The following is a 15,622-nucleotide window of genomic DNA, read 5'->3' on the forward strand; positions in this document are numbered from 1 at the left end:
CGGGGTGGCGGCGGCCGTGTGCGGGATCTGCGGAATCTTCAGCCTGACCGACGGGCCGCCGGTGTCGCGGGCGGTCGTCGCCGCGATGAGCCGGACGCTCGCCCATCGCGGCCCGGACGCCGCCGGCCTCCACGTCGCGGGCGGCGTCGGCCTCGGCTTCCGGCGCCTGAGCATCGTCGACCTCGCGGGCGGCCACCAGCCGCTCGCCAACGAGGACGGCACGCTGCGCCTCGTCTGCAACGGCGAGATCTTCAACCACCGGGAGCTGCGGGCCGAGCTGACGGGGCGGGGCCACCGCTTCCGGACGGGCAGCGACGTCGAGGTCATCCTCCACCTCTACGAGGAGGTCGGCGACGCCCTGCTCGACCGCATCGACGGCCAGTTCGCCTTCGCGCTCGTCGACGGCGCCCGCCGGCGCCTGCTGCTGGCGCGCGATCCCTTCGGAGTGGCGCCCCTGTTCCACGCCCGGGTCGGCGACGCCCTGGTGTTCGGCTCCGAGATCAAGGCGATCCTCGCCCATCCGGGCGTCCCGCGCCGGGTCGACCTCACGGGGCTCGACCAGGTGCTGTCGCTGCCGGGGCTCGTGAGCCCCCGCACGATGTTCCAGGGCATCCACGGCCTGCCCCCGGGCCACCGGCTCGTGGCGCAGGACGGCCGGGTCGCGAGCGCGCCCTACTGGGACATGGTCTACCCGCCCGAGGCCGAGCCCCCGCCGGCGCGGTCGGACGAGGCGTACCGCGAGGAGACCGCCCACGTGCTGGCCGGGGCGGTGCGGCGGCGCCTCCAGGCGGACGTGCCGGTGGGCGCCTACCTCAGCGGCGGGCTCGATTCCTCCCTGGTCACCGCCCTGATGACGGCCGAGACCGGCCCGGTCCGGACGTTCTCGATCACCTTCGGCGAGCGCCTGTTCGACGAGCGCGGCCACCAGGAGCGCGTCGCCGCGCATCTCGGCTGCCGGTCCCGGGCGGTCGAGCTCGGGCTCGCGGCGATCGAGGACCGCCTCGACGCCGTGGTGCGGCACGCCGAGTGCCCCGTGAAGGAGACCTACAACGCGGCCTCCCTGGCCCTCTCGGCGGCGGCCCGCGCGGCGAGCGTCCCGGTGGTGCTGAGCGGCGAGGGCGCCGACGAGCTCTTCGCCGGCTACGTCGGCTACCGCTACGACGCCTTCCGGCGCCGCAGCGGCCGGCACGCCCCCCCGCCGCCCCGGGAAGCGGAGCTGCGCCGCCGGCTCTGGGGCGACGCCTCGGTGTTCTACGAGCGCGCGCTGGCCCCGCACGAGGCGGAGCGCGCCGCCCTCTACGCCCCGGCCCTGCGGGCCCGGCTCGGGGACTTCGCCTTCACGGGCTTTCCCCTCGTCGACCCGGCCCGGCTGCGGGGCCTCCATCCCCTGCACCAGCGCTCCTACCTCGACCTCAAGCTCAGGCTCGGCGACCACCTCGTCGGCGACCACGGCGACCGCATGCTCCTCGCCAACGCGGTCGAGGGCCGCTTCCCGTTCCTCGACCGCGCGGTGGCCGACCTGGCGCGGCGGATGCCGCCGGACCTGAAGCTGCGCGGCTTCACCGAGAAGCACGTCCTCAAGGAGGTCGCCCGCGCCCACCTGCCGGCCGAGGTCGTCGAGCGCGAGAAGTTTCCGTTCCAGGCGCCCGGCAGCGCCTACCTGCTGCGCCGGGGCTCGGCGCGGATCGCCCATCTCCTCGCCCCGGAGACGATCCGGCGCCAGGGCTACTTCGACCCCGCGACCGTGGCGGCGCTGGTGCGCCGGGCCCGGTCCGGCGAGGCCGCCCCGGGCGGGGACAACCAGGACGACGTGCTCCTGACGGTCCTGACCTTCGGGATGTTCCTCGAGGCCTTCGACCTGCCGGAGCTCGGCCCGTGAGGCCCGCGCCCCCCTTCCCCGTCCTCGTCGTCGCGGTGAGCGGCGTCTCGGGGGCCGGCAAGAGCACCCTCGTCGGCGCGCTCGCCGACCGCCTCGGCGCGGCGCGCCTGCACTTCGACGCCTACCTGACGCTCGGCAACGACCCGGCCGCCATCGCGGCGTGGCTGGCGGGCGGGGTCGACCCGGACCGGATCGAGACGCCCGGGCTCGTCGCCGACCTCGCGCGCCTGCGCGCCGCCCGGGATGCCGGCCCGGCCGGGGTCGGCCAGGATGCCGGCCCGCCCGGCGGAGCCGGGCCGGGCGGCGTCGTCCTCCTGGAGGAGCCGTTCGGGCGGGCCCGCCGGGCGCTCGCCCCGATGATCGACCTCTCGGTGCACCTCGACCTGCCGCCCGAGGTCGCCCTCGCCCGCCGGCTGCTGCGGGCGATCGAGGCCGGCGCGGGCGCGCCCGGGCTGGTGCGCGACCTCGAGGCCCAGCTGCGCGCCTTCCTGGGCGGGGGGCGCGACGTCTACGCGGCGGCCGACCGCGCCGCCCGGGCCGGCGCCGACCTCGTCCTCGACGCCCTCGCCCCCCCGCCGGCCCTCGTCGCGCGGGTCGTGGCGGCGGTCCGGCGGCGGCGCGGCGACGATCCGACCCCACGGGAGACCGCGCGCACATGAACCCAGGATCCTTGCGGCGCATCGGGGTGGTGGGGGCCGGCGTCATCGGCACCGGCGTCGCCCACCTGCTCGCCCAGTCCGGGCACGACGTGGTCCTGGTCGACACGGCCCCGGAGGCGCTCGCCGCCGCGCGCCGGGCCATCGGCCGGAACGCCCGGCTCTACGGGTTCCTCCAGCCCCGCACGCCGCCCGACGCGGTGCTCGCGCGCATCACCGATGCCGGGGCCGTGGAGGCGCTCGCGGGGGTCGATTTCGTGATCGAGAACGTGACGGAGGACTGGGAGGTGAAGCGCCGCGTCCACGCCGCCATCGACCGGGCGGTGCCGGAGGCCGCGCCCGTCGCCGCCAACACCTCGGCGATCCCGATCACCCGGATCGCCGGCGCCGGCCGCCACCCCGAGCGGGTGATCGGCATGCACTTCATGAACCCGGTCCCGGTGATGCCGATGGTTGAGATCATCCGGGGCGCCCGCAGCGGCGCGGCGGCCCTCGCGGCCGCCCGGGCCCTGGTGGCGCAGGCCGGCCGGCACTCCATCACGGTCGACGACTCGCCGGGCTTCGTCACCAACCGGGTAATGATGCTGATGGTCAACGAGGCGATGTTCCTCGTCCACGAGGGTGTCGCCCCGGCCCGGGACGTCGACCGGCTGTTCAAGACCTGCTTCGGCCACAAGATGGGTCCCCTCGAGACCGCCGACCTCATCGGCCTCGACACGGTTCTGGCCTCGATCGAGACCCTCCAGGGCGAGTTCGCCGACAGCAAGTACCGGCCCTGCCCGCTCCTGAAGCGGATGGTCTACGCCGGCGCGCTCGGCCGCAAGAGCGGCCGCGGCTTCTACGAGTACGGCGACGCCTGACGTTGCGGCGCCCGGCGCCCGATCCCTCCCCACGACCCCCGACACGCAGCGGAGCACAGACGGATGAGTGCAGAGGCCGAGAGACACGACGCCGCCCCGGACCGGCACCCGGCCATCGCCGGGCCGCTCCTCGCCTTCCTGTCGCGCAGCTTCGAGGGGCGGGCGATCGGCGCGGACGACGACATCTTCGAGGCCGGGTTCGGCAACTCGCTGTTCGCCATGCAGCTCGTCGCCTTCGTCGAGCGCACCTTCGGGATCGAGATCGACGGCGAGGACCTCGACATCGACAACTTCCGCAGCGTGACCCGGGTCGCCGCCCTGGTCGCGCGCAAGCGCGCCCTCGCGCCCGCCTGACCGGCGATGAGCGAGCCCGACGAGGCCCGGGCGCGCTGGCGCGCCTTCGCCGACGCGCAGGTGGCGCCGCAGGCGCGGCGGATCGACCGCGAGGAGTGCGTGCCCGGGGAGGTGGTGGCGGCGCTGCGGGCCGCCGGCGCCTTCGCGAGCGGCTTCCCGGAGGCCTGGGGCGGACCGGCCGGCAGCGCCCGCGACCCGGTGGCGGCCGCCCTCGCGCACGGGGCGATGCACGAGGCCCTGGGGGCCGCGAGCGCCTCGGTGCAGGGCATGGTCAACGTCCACCACATGGCCGGGAGCGCGCTCGCCCGCTGGGGCACCCGCGCGCAGAAGGCGGCGCTGGTGCCGCGCCTCGCCGCCGGCGACCTCGTGGCGGCGCTCGCCATCACCGAGCCCAACGTCGGCAGCGACGCGCGGGCGGTGGAGACCCGGGCGGTGCCGAGCGGGGCCGGCTGGCGGCTCGAGGGCCGCAAGAGCTGGATCACCTGCGGGCAGAGCGCCGACCTGTTCGTGCTCCTGGCCGGCACCCCGGAGGGCCCCGCCGCCTTCCTGGTGCCCCGGGAGGCGGCCGGCCTCGCGGTCGCGCCGACCCGCGGCATGCTCGGCTGCCGCGGCTACGCGCTGGCGCGCCTCCAGCTCGAGGATTGCGTCCTGCCGGGCGACCACCTGCTCGGCCGGCCCGGATTCGGCCTCTCCCACGTCGCGGCGACCGGGCTCGACGCCGGCCGCCACAACCTCGCCTGGGCCTGCGTCGGGCTCGGGCAGGCCTGCCTCGACGCCTCGCTCGCCCACGCGCGCACCCGCCGGCAGTTCGACGCGCCGCTCGCGGAGTTCCAGCTCGTGCAGCGCATGCTCGCCCGGATGCTCACCGACCTCAGCGCCGCCCGCCTCCTGTGCCGGAAGGCGGCCTGCTCGCGCGGGGCCGGCGATCCCGGCGCCATCCAGGAGGGGGCGATGGCGAAGTACTTCGCCTCCCGGATGGCCAACCGGGTCGCGGGCGACGCGCTCCAGATCCACGGCGCCAGCGGCTGCGGGCCGGACCTGCCGGTGGAGCGCTGGTTCCGCGACGCGCGCATCATGGAGATCATCGAGGGCACCTCGCAGGTCCTGGAGATCGCCATCGCGCGCTACGGGCTCCAGGCCCACGCGGCCGGGGGGCGCGCGGCGTGAGCGGGGGCGCGGACCCGGATTCAGGCCCGCCCGGCGGGCCCGGGCAGGATTCCGGCCCGCCCGGCGGGCCCGGGCAGGATTCCGGCCCGCCCGGCGGGGCCCGGCGGGATGCCGGCCCGGTCAGCCGCACCTTCGGGCTCGACGCGGACGCCGCGCGGGCGGTCCTCGACGGGCTCGCGATCGTGCGCGGCGAGGTGCTGGCGGTGCGCCACGACCCGCGGGCCGGGACGCTGACCGTCGAGGCGCCCGACGCCGCGGCGGCCGAGCGGGTCGCGGGCCTCGTCGCGGGCCTGCGCCGGACGCACCGGCTGATCGGCCGCAAGGTGCTGCGCCGGCACGAGGCCGCCCGCCGGCTCGACGGCCCGATCGACGCGGCGCTCGCCGCCTCGCCGGACGTGCAGGTCCTCGGCGAGGGCCTCACCGGCCTGAGCGGCCGGCTGCTGGCCCTGTTCCGGTTCTTCGAGCGCCGCTTCCGCGAGCTCGCGGCGGCGTTCGAGGCGGAGGACCAGCACTACCCCGTGATGGTGCCGAGCGCGCTCCTCGCCGAGACGGGCTACCTCGGGCACTTCCCCCAGCACGTCACCTTCTGCTGCCACCTGCCCGACAGCCTGCCGGTGCTGGAGGCGGTGGCGGCGGAGGCCGCCGCCGGCGTGCCCGACGTCGCCGGCCGCCTCGCGGCCCCGGGCCACGTCCTGACGCCCGGGGTCTGCCTGCCCTGCTACGGGCGCCAGCGCGACCTCGTGCTGGCGCCCGGGACCGTCCGCACGCTGACGATGCAGAACCACGTCTTCCGCTACGAGGCCGGCCGGTTCCGGCCCCTCGCCCGGGCCTGGGATTTCAGCGTGCGCGACATCGTGTTCTTCGGCCCCGGCCCCGAGCTGGTGCGCCGGCGCGCCGCCGTGATGGAGCGGGCCTTCGCGCTCGCCCGGGAGCTCGACCTCGACGCCTCGCTCGAGCTCGCCAACGACCCGTTCTTCCTCGACGCCAACCGGGACAAGGCGGTCTACCAGCGCATGGGCGCGGTCAAGGTCGAGCTGCTGCTCGGCCTGCCCGGGCGCGACGCGCCCCTGGCGGTCTCCTCGTTCAACCTGCACCGCGAGTTCTACACCGGCCTCTACAACACCCGCCTCGCCGAAGGGGGGCTGGCCGAGAGCGCCTGCATGGGGTTCGGGCTCGAGCGCTGGCTCTACGGCTTCCTGTGCCAGAAGGGCCTGGACCCGGCCGGCTGGCCGGCACCGGCGCGGGAGGGCTGAGCGGGCGCCGCCCGACCGCTCAGCGCCCGCGGTGTTGCCGGGATCACGGCCGCCGTCAGGGCTTTCTTCGCCGCGAACGCCCCGAGGGCCTTCGGGGCGGAGCCCCGGCGCGGCTGCCCCCTGCGGCGGCGCAGGTTCGCGGCGACGATGAAGGAGGGAATGCGCAGGCAGGCCAACCACCCGCTGCGCGACCCCGATGCCCGCGCCGCCGCCCGTCACCACGACGGTCTTGCCCGCGAGGTCCGGAGAGATCGCCGCCACGGTGTGCGCCCGGCCGGGCCTGGCCGGGCCTGGCCAGGCCTCGCCCGGCGAGCCAGGATCCCGGCCGGCCCGTCAGGCTCCCCCGCCGCCGAGGAGGCTGTCGAGGATGCGGCCCTCCAGGGCGGCGAGCGTCGGGTCGCCGCGCCGGCGCGGGCGCGGCACGTCCACCATGAGGTCGAGGGCGACCCGGCCCTGCTCGAGCACCAGGATGCGGTCGGCGAGGGCCACCGCCTCGGCCACGTCGTGCGTCACGAGGAGGCCGGTGAATGCCTGCGCCTGCCAGACCCGCTCCACCAGGGCCTGCATCTCGATCCGCGTCAGGGCGTCGAGGGCGCCGAGGGGCTCGTCGAGGGCGAGGAGCTGCGGCCGGCTCACGAGCGCGCGGGCGAGGGCCACGCGCTGCTTCTGGCCGCCCGAGAGGACGGCGGGCCACTCGCCGGCGCGGTCGGCGAGGCCGACCTCGCGCAGGGCCTCGAGGGCGAGGCCCGTCCGGGCGGCGGCGGGCGTCGCCGGGTCGAGGCCGACCTCGACGTTGGCGCCGACCCGCGCCCAGGGCAGGAGCCGCGGCTCCTGGAACATCAGCCGCGTCACCGGGGCGCCCTCCCCGACCCGGACCTCGCCCGCGCTCGGGCGGTCGAGGCCGACGAGGAGGCGCAGCAGGGTCGACTTCCCGCACCCGCTCTTGCCCACGATGGCGACGAACTGCCCGGCCGGAACGTGCAGGTCGAGGCCCGACAGGACGGTCTTCTCCCCGAAAGCCTTGGAGAGGCCCCGGACCGTGATGGCGGCCGCGACCGGCCGTGCCCGGGTCTCGCGCGCGAGGGCGGCGTCGGTGCGGCGCAGGGGCTGAGCACGCAGGGCTTGAGCGAACATGGCGGTCGTGGTTCCCCGAAGGCGGGCCGCGGGGCCCGGGATGGGCGGGCCTTGCGAGCCCGAGACTGGCGGGCCCCGCGGGGCCCGGGCTCACCGGCCCTGGAAGCTCGGGTGCCACTGGAGCGTGAGGCGCTCCAGGAGGCGCGCGGTCGTGTCGGCGAGCTTGCCGAGGAGCGCGTAGATCACGATCGACAGGACCACGACGTCGACGAGCAGGAACTCGCGGGCCTGCATCGCCATGTAGCCGATGCCCGAGGAGGCCGAGATCGTCTCCGCCACGATCAGGGTCAGCCACATGATGCCGAGGGCGTAGCGCAGGCCCACGAAGATCGACGGCAGGGCGCCCGGCAGGATCACCCGGCGGAACAGCCGCGCCGGCGACATGCCGTAGATGCGGCCCATCTCGACGAGCTGCGGGTCGACGCCCCGGATCCCGTGCAGGGTGTTGATGTAGATGGGGAAGAACACCCCGAGGGCGACCAGGAACAGCTTGGCCTCCTCGTCGATGCCGAACCACAGGATGACGAGGGGGATCATGGCGAGGTGGGGCACGTTCCGGATCATCTGGAGCGTGGTGTCGGTCAGCCGCTCGGAGAGCGACGAGACGCCGTTGGCGAGGCCGAGCGCCAGCCCGATCCCGCCGCCGACCACGAAGCCGGACAGGGCCCGCAGGGTCGAGACCCCGATGTTGCGGGCGAGCTCCCCGGAGCGCGCGAGGCGGATCGCCGCCGCGGCGACGCCGGAGGGGGCCGGCAGGACGGTCTCCGGGATGGCGCCGAGGCGCGAGGCGGCCTCCCAGGCGAGCACGAGGACGACCGGCACGATCCAGCCGGTGGCGTCGGGCAGGGCGCGGCGGGCGCGCGTCGTGGCGGCCGCCATCACGAGGCCGCCTGCGCGGGGCCGGCGCCGTGCCGCCCGACCGTGAACTCGTTGGCGACCGCGGCGTGGAGGCGGCTGCGCCGCCCCTCGACCCCGAGCACCGGGAAGAGCAGCTCGGCGACCCGGTAGGCCTCCTCGAGGTGCGGGTAGCCCGAGCCGATCACCGTGTCGATGCCCACCGCCTGGTACTCCCGCAGCCGCGCGGCCACCTGCTCGGGCGTGCCGACGAGGGCGGTGCCGGCACCGGTGCGCACCAGCCCGACGCCCGCCCACAGGTTCGGGCCGACGACCAGCCGGTCGCGGCGCCCCCCGTGCAGCGCGACCATGCGGGCCTGGCCGACGGAATCCATCTGCTGGCTGAAGCGCGCCTGCGCGGCCTCGATCTGCGCGTCGCTGACCCGGCTGATGAGCCGGTCGGCGGCGGCCCAGGCCTCGTCCTCGGTCTCGCGGACGATGAAGTGCAGGCGGATGCCGAAGCGGAGCCGGCGCCCCCGGGCCGCCGCCTTGGCGCGGGCCCGCTCGATCTTCTCGGCGACGCCCGCGACCGGCTCGCCCCAGGTCAGGTAGGTGTCGGTGTGCTCGGCCGCGATCTCCTGCCCGGCGTCGGACGAGCCGCCGAACCACAGCGGCGGGTGCGGCGCCTGGACGGGCGGGAAGTCGATCCGCCCGCCCTCGACCCGGTAGTAGCGCCCGTCGAAGTCGAGGGTCTCGCCCGAGAGCAGCCGGCGCCAGATCGTCAGGAACTCGTGGGCCTGCGCGTAGCGCTCGTCGTGGGGCAGGAACACGCCGTCGCCGGCGAGCTCGACCGGGTTGCCGCCCACCACCACGTTGAGGAGGAGCCGGCCGTTCGAGAGCCGGTCGAGGGCCGCGGTCTGGCGGGCCGCGAAGGCCGGCGAGACGACCCCGGGGCGCAGCGCCACGAGGTACTTCAGCCGCTCGGTCACGGTGGCGAGGCCCGTCGCGGTGATCCAGCTGTCCTCGCAGGATTGCCCGGTCGGCAGCAGCACGCCCTCGTAGCCGAGCTGGTCGACCGCCTGGGCGATCTGCTTGAAGTACGGGAACTCGGCCGGCCGCTGCTGCCGCTCGGAGCCGAGGTACGAGCCGTCGCCGTGCGTCGGGATGAACCAGAAGACGCTGATCGGGTCCGGCTCGCGGCGCAGCGGGGTCACGCTCGTCGCGCTCATGGGGATCTCCTGTTGCGAGGGGCTCAGCTCTGGCGCGGGGTCCAGACCGCCTCGCGCACCGCGATGGCCCGGGGGATCAGGCCGAGCCTGTGGAACCGGTCGGCGGTCGCCTGCTGGCCGGCGACGATCGCCTCGGTGATCGGCTCGATGCCGAACTCCGTCCGGTTGGCGGCGAGCGTCTGGGCCGCGAGGTCGACGCCCGTCACCTCGGCCAGGGTGGCGGCCACCTCGCCCCGGTGGCCGTTCGCCCAGGCGGCCGCCTCGGCGAGGCCCGCGAGCACGGCGCGCAGCGTGTCGGGGTTGGCGGCCGCAAAGCCCTTGTTGGCGAGGAAGTAGGTCTTGACGTCGAGGACGTCCCGGGAGGTGGCGAGGAGGCGCGGCTGGTGGCGCTGCTGCGCGATGGCGAGGAAGGGGTCCCAGATCGTCCAGGCGTCGATCGCGTCGCGCGCGAAGGCCGCCGCGGCGTCCGCCGGGCTCAGGTAGACCGGGGTGATGTCCTGGTAGGGGACGCCCGCGCGCTCGAGCGCCGCGACCGTGAGGTTGTGCGAGCTCGAGCCCTTGGTGAAGCCGACCTTGCGGCCCCTGAGGTCGGCGAGGGCCGCGACCGGCGAGCCCGGCTTGACGATGACCGCCTCGCCGGCGCCGTTCGAGGGCAGCGCCGCGACGTAGACGATCGCCGCCCCCGCCGCCTGCGCGAAGATCGGCGGCGCGTCGCCGGTCCAGCCGACGTCGACGGCGCCGACGTTCATGGCCTCGAGGAGCGGCGGGCCGGCGGTGAACTCGACCCAGCGCACGCTCCGGCCCTGCCCGGCGAGGCGCGCCTCGATCGGGCCCTGCCGGCGGGCGACGACCGGCAGGCCGGCCTTCTGGAAGCCGATCCTCAGCTCCTTCGGCGAGCCCTCGGCGCGGGCCGGCCGCAGGCCGAGGGCGAGGGCGGCGGCGCCGAGGCGGGCGAACCCGCGGCGGGTGAGTGCGGTCATGGGACGGTCCCGGTTCAGCTCTGCGGCGCGGCCCAGACCGCGTCCCGCACCGTGATGGCGCGGGGCACGAGCCCGAGCGCGTGGAAGGTGTCGGCGATGGCCTGCTGGCTCGCGACGATGCGGTCCGTCACCGGCGTGACCTCGATCGTCAGGCGCTCCACGGTCCGCTGCTGGGCCGCGCGCTCCACGCCGGTGACCTCGGACATCGTCTGCGCGAGCGTGTCGCGGTGGCCCGCCGCCCACTCGGTCGAGGCCCGGATGCCCTCGATGGCGGCCTTCAGCACGGCGGGGGCGCGGGCCGCGAAGTCGCGGTTGGCGAGGTAGAACGAGTTCGACGCCAGGATGCCCTGCGTCGTCGTCAGCACCTTCGCGCCGTGCCGCAGCTCGGCGATGGCGAAGTAGGGGTCCCACACCGCCCAGGCGTCGACGCTGCCGCGGGCGAAGGCCGCGACCGCGTCGGCGGGGTTGAGGTAGGCCGGCGTCACGTCGGCCGGGGTGAGGCCCGCCTTGGCGAGGGCCTGGACCACGAAGTTGTGCGAGCTCGAGCCCTTGGCGAAGGCGATCCGCTTCGCCCTGAGGCCGGCGAGGTCGGCGACCGCGGAGCCGGGCGGCAGCAGGATCGCGGATTGCTGCGCCGGCGTCGCGGCCGCGTAGACGATCTTGGCGCCGGCGGCCTGGGCGAAGACCGGCGGCGTGTCGCCGGCGGCCCCGAGGTCGATGGAGCCGATCCCGAGGGCCTCCATGATCGGGGGCCCGTACTGGAACTCGACCCAGCGCACGCTCTCGACGCCGAGGGCCTTGAGCCGCGCCTCGATCGTGCCCTGCTGGCGCGCGACGACGAGGATGCCGCTCTTCTGGTAGCCGATGCGGAACTCCCTGGGCACCTCGGCGGCGCGGGCCGCCCGGAGGGCCGGGGCGGCGGCGAGGGCCGGCCCGGCCAGGAGGCCGCCGAGGGCCGTGCGACGGGTGATCATGGCGGGTGTACTTCCGTGGGGCGGGTGCCCTCCGGCCGCGCGGGCGGGGCGATCCGGGGGCTCGGTCCTCGAGGTCGGTCCTCCGGGGAGGCGCGGGCGGCGGGCGGGCCCCGCCCGGCGCCGCTCAGGCGACGCGGTCGAGGCGCGCCGCCCGGGGGCGCGGCACCGCGTGGGCGGCGAGCTCCGCCGCCGCCTGGGCGATGCGGTCGCGGGTCAGCGGGTCGGTGACGGTGCCGCCCTGCAGGTCCTCGTCGCCGGCGTAGAGGGCGGTGGGCAGCGTCAGGGCGGAGAAGAAGCCGAAGAGCGGGCGGAGCTGGTGCTCGACCGCGAGGGCGTGGCGGCGTCCCCCGCCCGTCGCCGCGAGGACGACGGGGCGCCCGTGCAGCGCCTCGGGCTCGACGAAGTCGAACAGGTGCTTGAACAGCCCCGCGTAGGAGCCCTTGTAGATCGGGGACCCGACGATGAGCCCGTCCGCCTCCTCGATCGCCTCGAGGGCCGCGCGGCCCGCCTCCGGCAGGTCGGCGCGGCTGAACGCGCCGAGGCCCGGGCCGATCTCCGCGAGGTCGAACAGCGTGAAGCTGATCTCGCGCCGGCGCGCCACCTCCTGGGCCACGATCTCCACGAGGGCCGTCGTCCGGGACGGCCGCCGCGTGCTGCCGGACACGCCGACGATGCGCGGCCGGCTCACGCGCGGAACTCCGCCCGGCGCCGCAGCCCGGCCGCCGGACGAGGAGAATCGATGTCGCGTCCCGGCTCCCGGCCGAGATCGTCAGTGTGCGTCATGGCCGTCCCGCCAATCGATCGTGATCGAGCTGATCATCCTCCCTATAGGGTGTGCAGCGCGGGCCCCGACGTCAACGCGAAGAGAATTTCTTTGTTCTGTCCGTTCAGGGAAGAGGAATACACGTTCGCGCCGGAGAGGGGATCGATTTTTCCCGTCCGGCGCCGGCCGCGGGGGCAAACCGCTCCGGGACGGGGCGCGGGCGGGCCCCGCCCCGGAGCGGCGGCGCGGGAACCCCCGTCAGGGCGGCGCCGGCAGGCCCGCGGCGGCGAGAAGGGCGTCGGTGCCGATCGTCGTCGCGTCGAGGAGCGGCAGGCCCGCGACGACGGCCGGCAGGCGCCAGCCCGGCAGGTTGGTGCTCCAGACCAGCACCGCGTCGGCGCCCTCGCGGGCCAGCGCCCCCGCGGCCTCGGCGAGGCGGGCCGGGGGCACGAAGGCGGCGAGGCGGTTCTCGCTGACGCCGAGGCCGGCGGCGGGGCCGAGCGCGACGCCCGCGTCGGCGAAGCGGCCGCGGACGAGGTGCACCTCGTCGGCGCCGCCCTGGACCAGGAGCCCGACCCGGGCGTGGCCCGCGCGGCGGATGCGGTCGCGGGCCGCGAGCGCCGTCGTCACGACGGGCAGGCCGGTGCGGCGGCCGAGGCGCTCGCACAGCCGCTCGTCGGGCCGGAAGCCCAGGGCGGCGCCGCGGGTGGCGTTCCAGCCGATGGCCGCCACGCCCGCATCCGCCAGGAGGTGGGCCGCGTCGAGGAAGACCGCCTCGTCGTAGGCCGGCGAGCCGCGCCGCGTCATGGCGTGGTAGGGCACGCGGGCGTAGCAGGCCGCGGCGTCGGCGCGCCCCGAGAGCCGCGCCTCGGTGGCGCGCTCCACCACGCGGTTCGACGACGGCAGGATCACGCCGAGCGCCACGGCCGGGACGGCCGCCCCCTCCTCATCCTCCGGCATCGGTCCGGTCCTCCGACAGGCGGGCCACGAGCAGGGCCTGGGTGCGGGCGACGTGGTGGGCCATGAGGGAGCGGGCCCGCTCGGCCTCCCGCGCCCGCAGGGCCTCCAGGATGGCCCGGTGCTCGCGCAGCGATTCCTCGACCCGCCCGCCCGACGCGAGGGCGAAGTTGCGCGCGCGGGCGAGGCGGCCGAACACCCGCCCGTGCGCCTCCGCCACCGCCTCGCTGCGGGCGCCCGCGACGATCAGGCGGTGGGCCAAGCGGTTGAGGCGCGTGTAGGCGTCGCGGTCGCCGGCGGCGGCCTCCATGGCGGCCTGGAGGCGCGCGAGGCGGCCGATCTCGGCCGGCGTCATGCGGGAGGCCGCGAGGCCGGCCGCGAAGCTCTCGAGGGCCGCCTCGAGCTCGAACAGCGGCACCAGCCCCGCGGGGTCGAGGCGCGAGACCAGGGCCGCCCGGTTGCGCCGGAGCGTCACCAGCCCCTCGCCGGCGAGGAGCTTCAGGGCCTCGCGGACCGGCGTCCGGGAGACGCCGAGGCGCTGGACGAGGTCGGGCTCGTTCAGCGCCTCGCCGGGCGCGAGGGCGTCGAGGAGGATCAGCCGGCGCAGGGCCGCGGCCGCCCGCTCGGTGCGGGACGGCCCGGGCCGGCGGGTGCGCGGAGCGGCGGGGCCGCGCGCCGCCTCCTCCATCAGACCAGCCGCTTCGACAGGCCGGTCAGGCGCTCCATCAGGGCGATGACCGCGATGGTGGCGACGATGAGCACGCCCGACAGGGCCGCGATGGTGACGTCGAGCCGCCCCTCGAGGTCCTGCCACATCCGGATCGGCAGCATGTCGGTGGCCGCGTCGCGCAGGAAGAGGGAGACCGGGATGTTGTCGAAGGAGGCCATGAAGGCGAGGAAGCCCCCCGACAGGATGCCGGGCCGGATCAGCGGCAGGGTGATGCGCCGCAGGGTGTAGAGCCGCGAGGCCCCGAGGCTCGCCGAGCCCTCGAGCAGCACGGGCTGGAGCTGGGTCAGGGCCGCGACGGTGTTGCGCACGACGTAGGGCACGCACACGATGGTGTGCCCGATGACGAGCGTCGCGACCGAGACCGGCCAGCCGAGCAGCGAGAAGTACATCAGGCTCGACAGCCCGAAGGCCAGGGCCGGCAGGATCAGGGGCGACAGGAACAGGCTGTCGAGGAGGCGCGCCGCCAACCGCGGCGAGCGCGCCACCGCGAGGGCCGCCAGCACCCCGAGGACGACCGCGAGCAGCGTCGCGAAGAACGCCACCCTGAGGCTGTTGCCGAGGGCGAAGTGGAGCTGCCAGGCCTCCATCAGCTCCCCGTACCAGCGCAGCGAGTAGCCCGGCGGGGGAAACCGCAGGGACAGCCCGTCCGTGAACGAGACCACGAGCACGATCGCGGTCGGGGCGAGGAGCAGCACCAGGGCCGCGAGGGCGAGGAGGAGGACGAGCCCCTCGAAGCTGAGGCGGTCGAGGGCGCCGGGGGAGCGGGACATCGGGCGGGGCCTCAGGTCTGGGCGTAGCCGCGGGCGAGGCGGCCGAGGGCGTTGAAGGCCAGGATCACGGCCAGCACCGCGACGAGGAAGATCACCGACATCGCCGCCGCGAAGGGCCAGTTCTGCAGCGCGATGGCCTGCTGGTAGATGTAGCCCGGCATGAACAGCATCTGGCCGCCGCCGATCAGCGACTGGGTGATGAAGCCGGAGATCGCCGCCGCGAAGGTCAGGACCGAGCCGGCGATCAGCCCGGGCAGCGACAGGGGCAGCGTCACCCGCAGGAAGGTGCGCCAGCGCCCGGCGCCGAGGGCCTCGGAGGCGTCCCAGAGGCTCGGGTCGATGCGCGCGAGGGCGGTCATCAGGGGCAGCACCATCAGGGGCATCTGCACCTGGGCGAGGGCCGCCACGAGGCCGCCCTCGGCGTAGAGGAGGCGCACCGGCCCGTCCGTGAGCCCGAGGCTCGACAGCACGCCGTTGACCACCCCCTGCCGGCCCAGAATCACGATCCACGCGAAGGTGCGGATGACGACGCTCGTGAGGAGCGGCGTCAGCACGGCCAGGATGACGAGGCCGCGCACGAGGGACCCGGCCCGGGTCGCCACCAGCGCCAGCGGGTAGCCGAGGCCGAGGCAGACCGCCGTGACCTTGAGGCCGAGCCAGAGCGTGCCGCCGAGGACGCCGAGGCTGAAGCGGTCGCCCAGGAACGCGGCGTACTGCGACAGCCCGTACCGCCCGTCCGCCCCCCGGAGCGAGAGGGCGAGGAGCGCCGCCAGGGGCGCGGCGAAGAAGGCCGCGAAGAACAGGGCGAGGGGGCTCGCCAGCCGCAGGTCGTAGGCCGTGACGTCGGGCTGCGCGCGGGCCATGCTCGGGTCCTCTTACCGGGTGACGGGGTCCTGTTCCGGCTGACGGGGTCCTGTTACCGGCTGACGGGGTCCTGGCGCGGCCCGGGCCGGCGCGGCGGGCTTCCGGGCGCCGCGCCTTCGCGTCCCGACGCAAGGACCGCGGCGAGCCGGTTGCCGCCTCGCCGGAACCCGCCCTCAGCCGGGTCCGCAGGAGTGGCCGCCGGTTCTGCGACGGAGACC

Annotated in this window: 16 protein-coding genes; 6 read left to right on the plus strand and 10 right to left on the minus strand. The window is 76.0% G+C overall.

Annotated elements, in window-relative coordinates; all coding sequences use genetic code 11:
• The first annotated feature begins 4 nt into the window (after nt 1-4).
• The 6 genes from asnB (at nt 5) to DT057_RS35420 (ending at nt 6,169) form a co-directional block, all read left to right on the plus strand.
• A complete protein-coding gene (gene asnB / locus DT057_RS06645) occupies nt 5-1,879 on the plus strand; it encodes an asparagine synthase (glutamine-hydrolyzing) (protein ID WP_203236209.1) in 1,875 nt (624 codons plus the stop codon).
• On the plus strand, nt 1,876-2,538 hold the full coding sequence (locus DT057_RS06650) for a nucleoside/nucleotide kinase family protein (protein WP_128561296.1): 663 nt from the start codon (nt 1,876-1,878) through the stop codon (nt 2,536-2,538). Before asnB ends, DT057_RS06650 begins: the two co-directional genes overlap by 4 nt.
• The gene (locus tag DT057_RS06655) at nt 2,535-3,395 is read left to right on the plus strand and encodes a 3-hydroxyacyl-CoA dehydrogenase family protein (protein ID WP_128561297.1); all 861 of its coding nucleotides are present in this window, start codon (nt 2,535-2,537) and stop codon (nt 3,393-3,395) included. Before DT057_RS06650 ends, DT057_RS06655 begins: the two co-directional genes overlap by 4 nt.
• A gap of 63 nt (nt 3,396-3,458) precedes the next feature.
• Nucleotides 3,459-3,749, plus strand: a complete 291-nt coding sequence (locus tag DT057_RS06660; protein WP_128561298.1) for an acyl carrier protein — start codon at nt 3,459-3,461, stop codon at nt 3,747-3,749.
• Between the two features lie 6 nt (nt 3,750-3,755).
• Nucleotides 3,756-4,916 carry an acyl-CoA dehydrogenase family protein gene (locus DT057_RS06665; RefSeq protein ID WP_128561299.1) on the plus strand — a complete coding sequence of 387 codons (1,161 nt, stop codon included), beginning with the start codon at nt 3,756-3,758 and terminating at the stop codon, nt 4,914-4,916.
• Nucleotides 4,913-6,169 carry a class-II aminoacyl-tRNA synthetase family protein gene (locus DT057_RS35420; protein WP_162501346.1) on the plus strand — a complete coding sequence of 419 codons (1,257 nt, stop codon included), beginning with the start codon at nt 4,913-4,915 and terminating at the stop codon, nt 6,167-6,169. Before DT057_RS06665 ends, DT057_RS35420 begins: the two co-directional genes overlap by 4 nt.
• Before the next feature lie 333 nt (nt 6,170-6,502).
• On the opposite strand, the gene DT057_RS06675 is transcribed toward DT057_RS35420, so the two are convergent.
• The 10 genes from DT057_RS06675 to DT057_RS06720 form a co-directional block, all read right to left on the minus strand.
• Nucleotides 6,503-7,303 carry an ATP-binding cassette domain-containing protein gene (locus DT057_RS06675; RefSeq protein WP_128561300.1) on the minus strand — a complete coding sequence of 267 codons (801 nt, stop codon included), beginning with the start codon at nt 7,301-7,303 and terminating at the stop codon, nt 6,503-6,505.
• A gap of 90 nt (nt 7,304-7,393) precedes the next feature.
• On the minus strand, nt 7,394-8,182 hold the full coding sequence (ssuC, locus tag DT057_RS06680) for an aliphatic sulfonate ABC transporter permease SsuC (protein WP_128561301.1): 789 nt from the start codon (nt 8,180-8,182) through the stop codon (nt 7,394-7,396).
• Nucleotides 8,182-9,366 carry an FMNH2-dependent alkanesulfonate monooxygenase gene (gene ssuD, locus DT057_RS06685; RefSeq protein ID WP_128561302.1) on the minus strand — a complete coding sequence of 395 codons (1,185 nt, stop codon included), beginning with the start codon at nt 9,364-9,366 and terminating at the stop codon, nt 8,182-8,184. Before ssuD ends, ssuC begins: the two co-directional genes overlap by 1 nt.
• Nucleotides 9,367-9,389: 23 nt before the next feature.
• The gene (locus tag DT057_RS06690; RefSeq protein WP_128561303.1) at nt 9,390-10,346 is read right to left on the minus strand and encodes an aliphatic sulfonate ABC transporter substrate-binding protein; all 957 of its coding nucleotides are present in this window, start codon (nt 10,344-10,346) and stop codon (nt 9,390-9,392) included.
• Between the two features lie 14 nt (nt 10,347-10,360).
• Nucleotides 10,361-11,320, minus strand: coding sequence for an aliphatic sulfonate ABC transporter substrate-binding protein (locus DT057_RS06695; protein WP_128561304.1), 960 nt, complete (start codon nt 11,318-11,320; stop codon nt 10,361-10,363).
• 124 nt (nt 11,321-11,444) lie between these two features.
• Complete coding sequence (gene msuE, locus DT057_RS06700) at nt 11,445-12,008, minus strand: FMN reductase (protein ID WP_128561305.1); 564 nt, start codon at nt 12,006-12,008, stop codon at nt 11,445-11,447.
• Nucleotides 12,009-12,341: 333 nt separating this feature from the next.
• Complete coding sequence (locus DT057_RS06705) at nt 12,342-13,043, minus strand: aspartate/glutamate racemase family protein (RefSeq protein ID WP_128561306.1); 702 nt, start codon at nt 13,041-13,043, stop codon at nt 12,342-12,344.
• Entirely contained in the window at nt 13,030-13,728 is a 699-nt protein-coding gene (locus DT057_RS06710; protein ID WP_128561307.1) for a GntR family transcriptional regulator, read from the minus strand. Before DT057_RS06710 ends, DT057_RS06705 begins: the two co-directional genes overlap by 14 nt.
• Complete coding sequence (locus DT057_RS06715; RefSeq protein ID WP_128561308.1) at nt 13,728-14,540, minus strand: ABC transporter permease; 813 nt, start codon at nt 14,538-14,540, stop codon at nt 13,728-13,730. The genes DT057_RS06710 and DT057_RS06715 overlap by 1 nt, the downstream gene beginning before the upstream one ends.
• 11 nt (nt 14,541-14,551) lie before the next feature.
• The gene (locus tag DT057_RS06720) at nt 14,552-15,403 is read right to left on the minus strand and encodes an ABC transporter permease (protein WP_128561309.1); all 852 of its coding nucleotides are present in this window, start codon (nt 15,401-15,403) and stop codon (nt 14,552-14,554) included.
• Between the last annotated feature and the right edge of the window lie 219 nt (nt 15,404-15,622).

It is taken from the genome of Methylobacterium crusticola, assembly GCF_003574465.1.
GTDB classification, from domain to species: Bacteria; Pseudomonadota; Alphaproteobacteria; order Rhizobiales; family Beijerinckiaceae; genus Methylobacterium; species Methylobacterium crusticola.

Excerpts from the sequence above, each read along its gene's own strand:
- DT057_RS06655 (WP_128561297.1), top strand. The coding sequence starts at position 2,535 with ATGAACCCAGGATCCTTGCGGCGCATCGGGGTGGTGGGGGCCGGCGTC.
- DT057_RS06660 (WP_128561298.1), top strand. The coding sequence starts at position 3,459 with ATGAGTGCAGAGGCCGAGAGACACGACGCCGCCCCGGACCGGCACCCG.
- DT057_RS06665 (WP_128561299.1), top strand. The coding sequence starts at position 3,756 with ATGAGCGAGCCCGACGAGGCCCGGGCGCGCTGGCGCGCCTTCGCCGAC.
- DT057_RS06675 (WP_128561300.1), bottom strand. The coding sequence starts at position 7,303 with ATGTTCGCTCAAGCCCTGCGTGCTCAGCCCCTGCGCCGCACCGACGCC.
- ssuC (WP_128561301.1), bottom strand. The coding sequence starts at position 8,182 with ATGGCGGCCGCCACGACGCGCGCCCGCCGCGCCCTGCCCGACGCCACC.
- ssuD (WP_128561302.1), bottom strand. The coding sequence starts at position 9,366 with ATGAGCGCGACGAGCGTGACCCCGCTGCGCCGCGAGCCGGACCCGATC.
- DT057_RS06690 (WP_128561303.1), bottom strand. The coding sequence starts at position 10,346 with ATGACCGCACTCACCCGCCGCGGGTTCGCCCGCCTCGGCGCCGCCGCC.
- DT057_RS06695 (WP_128561304.1), bottom strand. The coding sequence starts at position 11,320 with ATGATCACCCGTCGCACGGCCCTCGGCGGCCTCCTGGCCGGGCCGGCC.
- DT057_RS06705 (WP_128561306.1), bottom strand. The coding sequence starts at position 13,043 with ATGCCGGAGGATGAGGAGGGGGCGGCCGTCCCGGCCGTGGCGCTCGGC.
- DT057_RS06710 (WP_128561307.1), bottom strand. The coding sequence starts at position 13,728 with ATGGAGGAGGCGGCGCGCGGCCCCGCCGCTCCGCGCACCCGCCGGCCC.
- DT057_RS06715 (WP_128561308.1), bottom strand. The coding sequence starts at position 14,540 with ATGTCCCGCTCCCCCGGCGCCCTCGACCGCCTCAGCTTCGAGGGGCTC.
- DT057_RS06720 (WP_128561309.1), bottom strand. The coding sequence starts at position 15,403 with ATGGCCCGCGCGCAGCCCGACGTCACGGCCTACGACCTGCGGCTGGCG.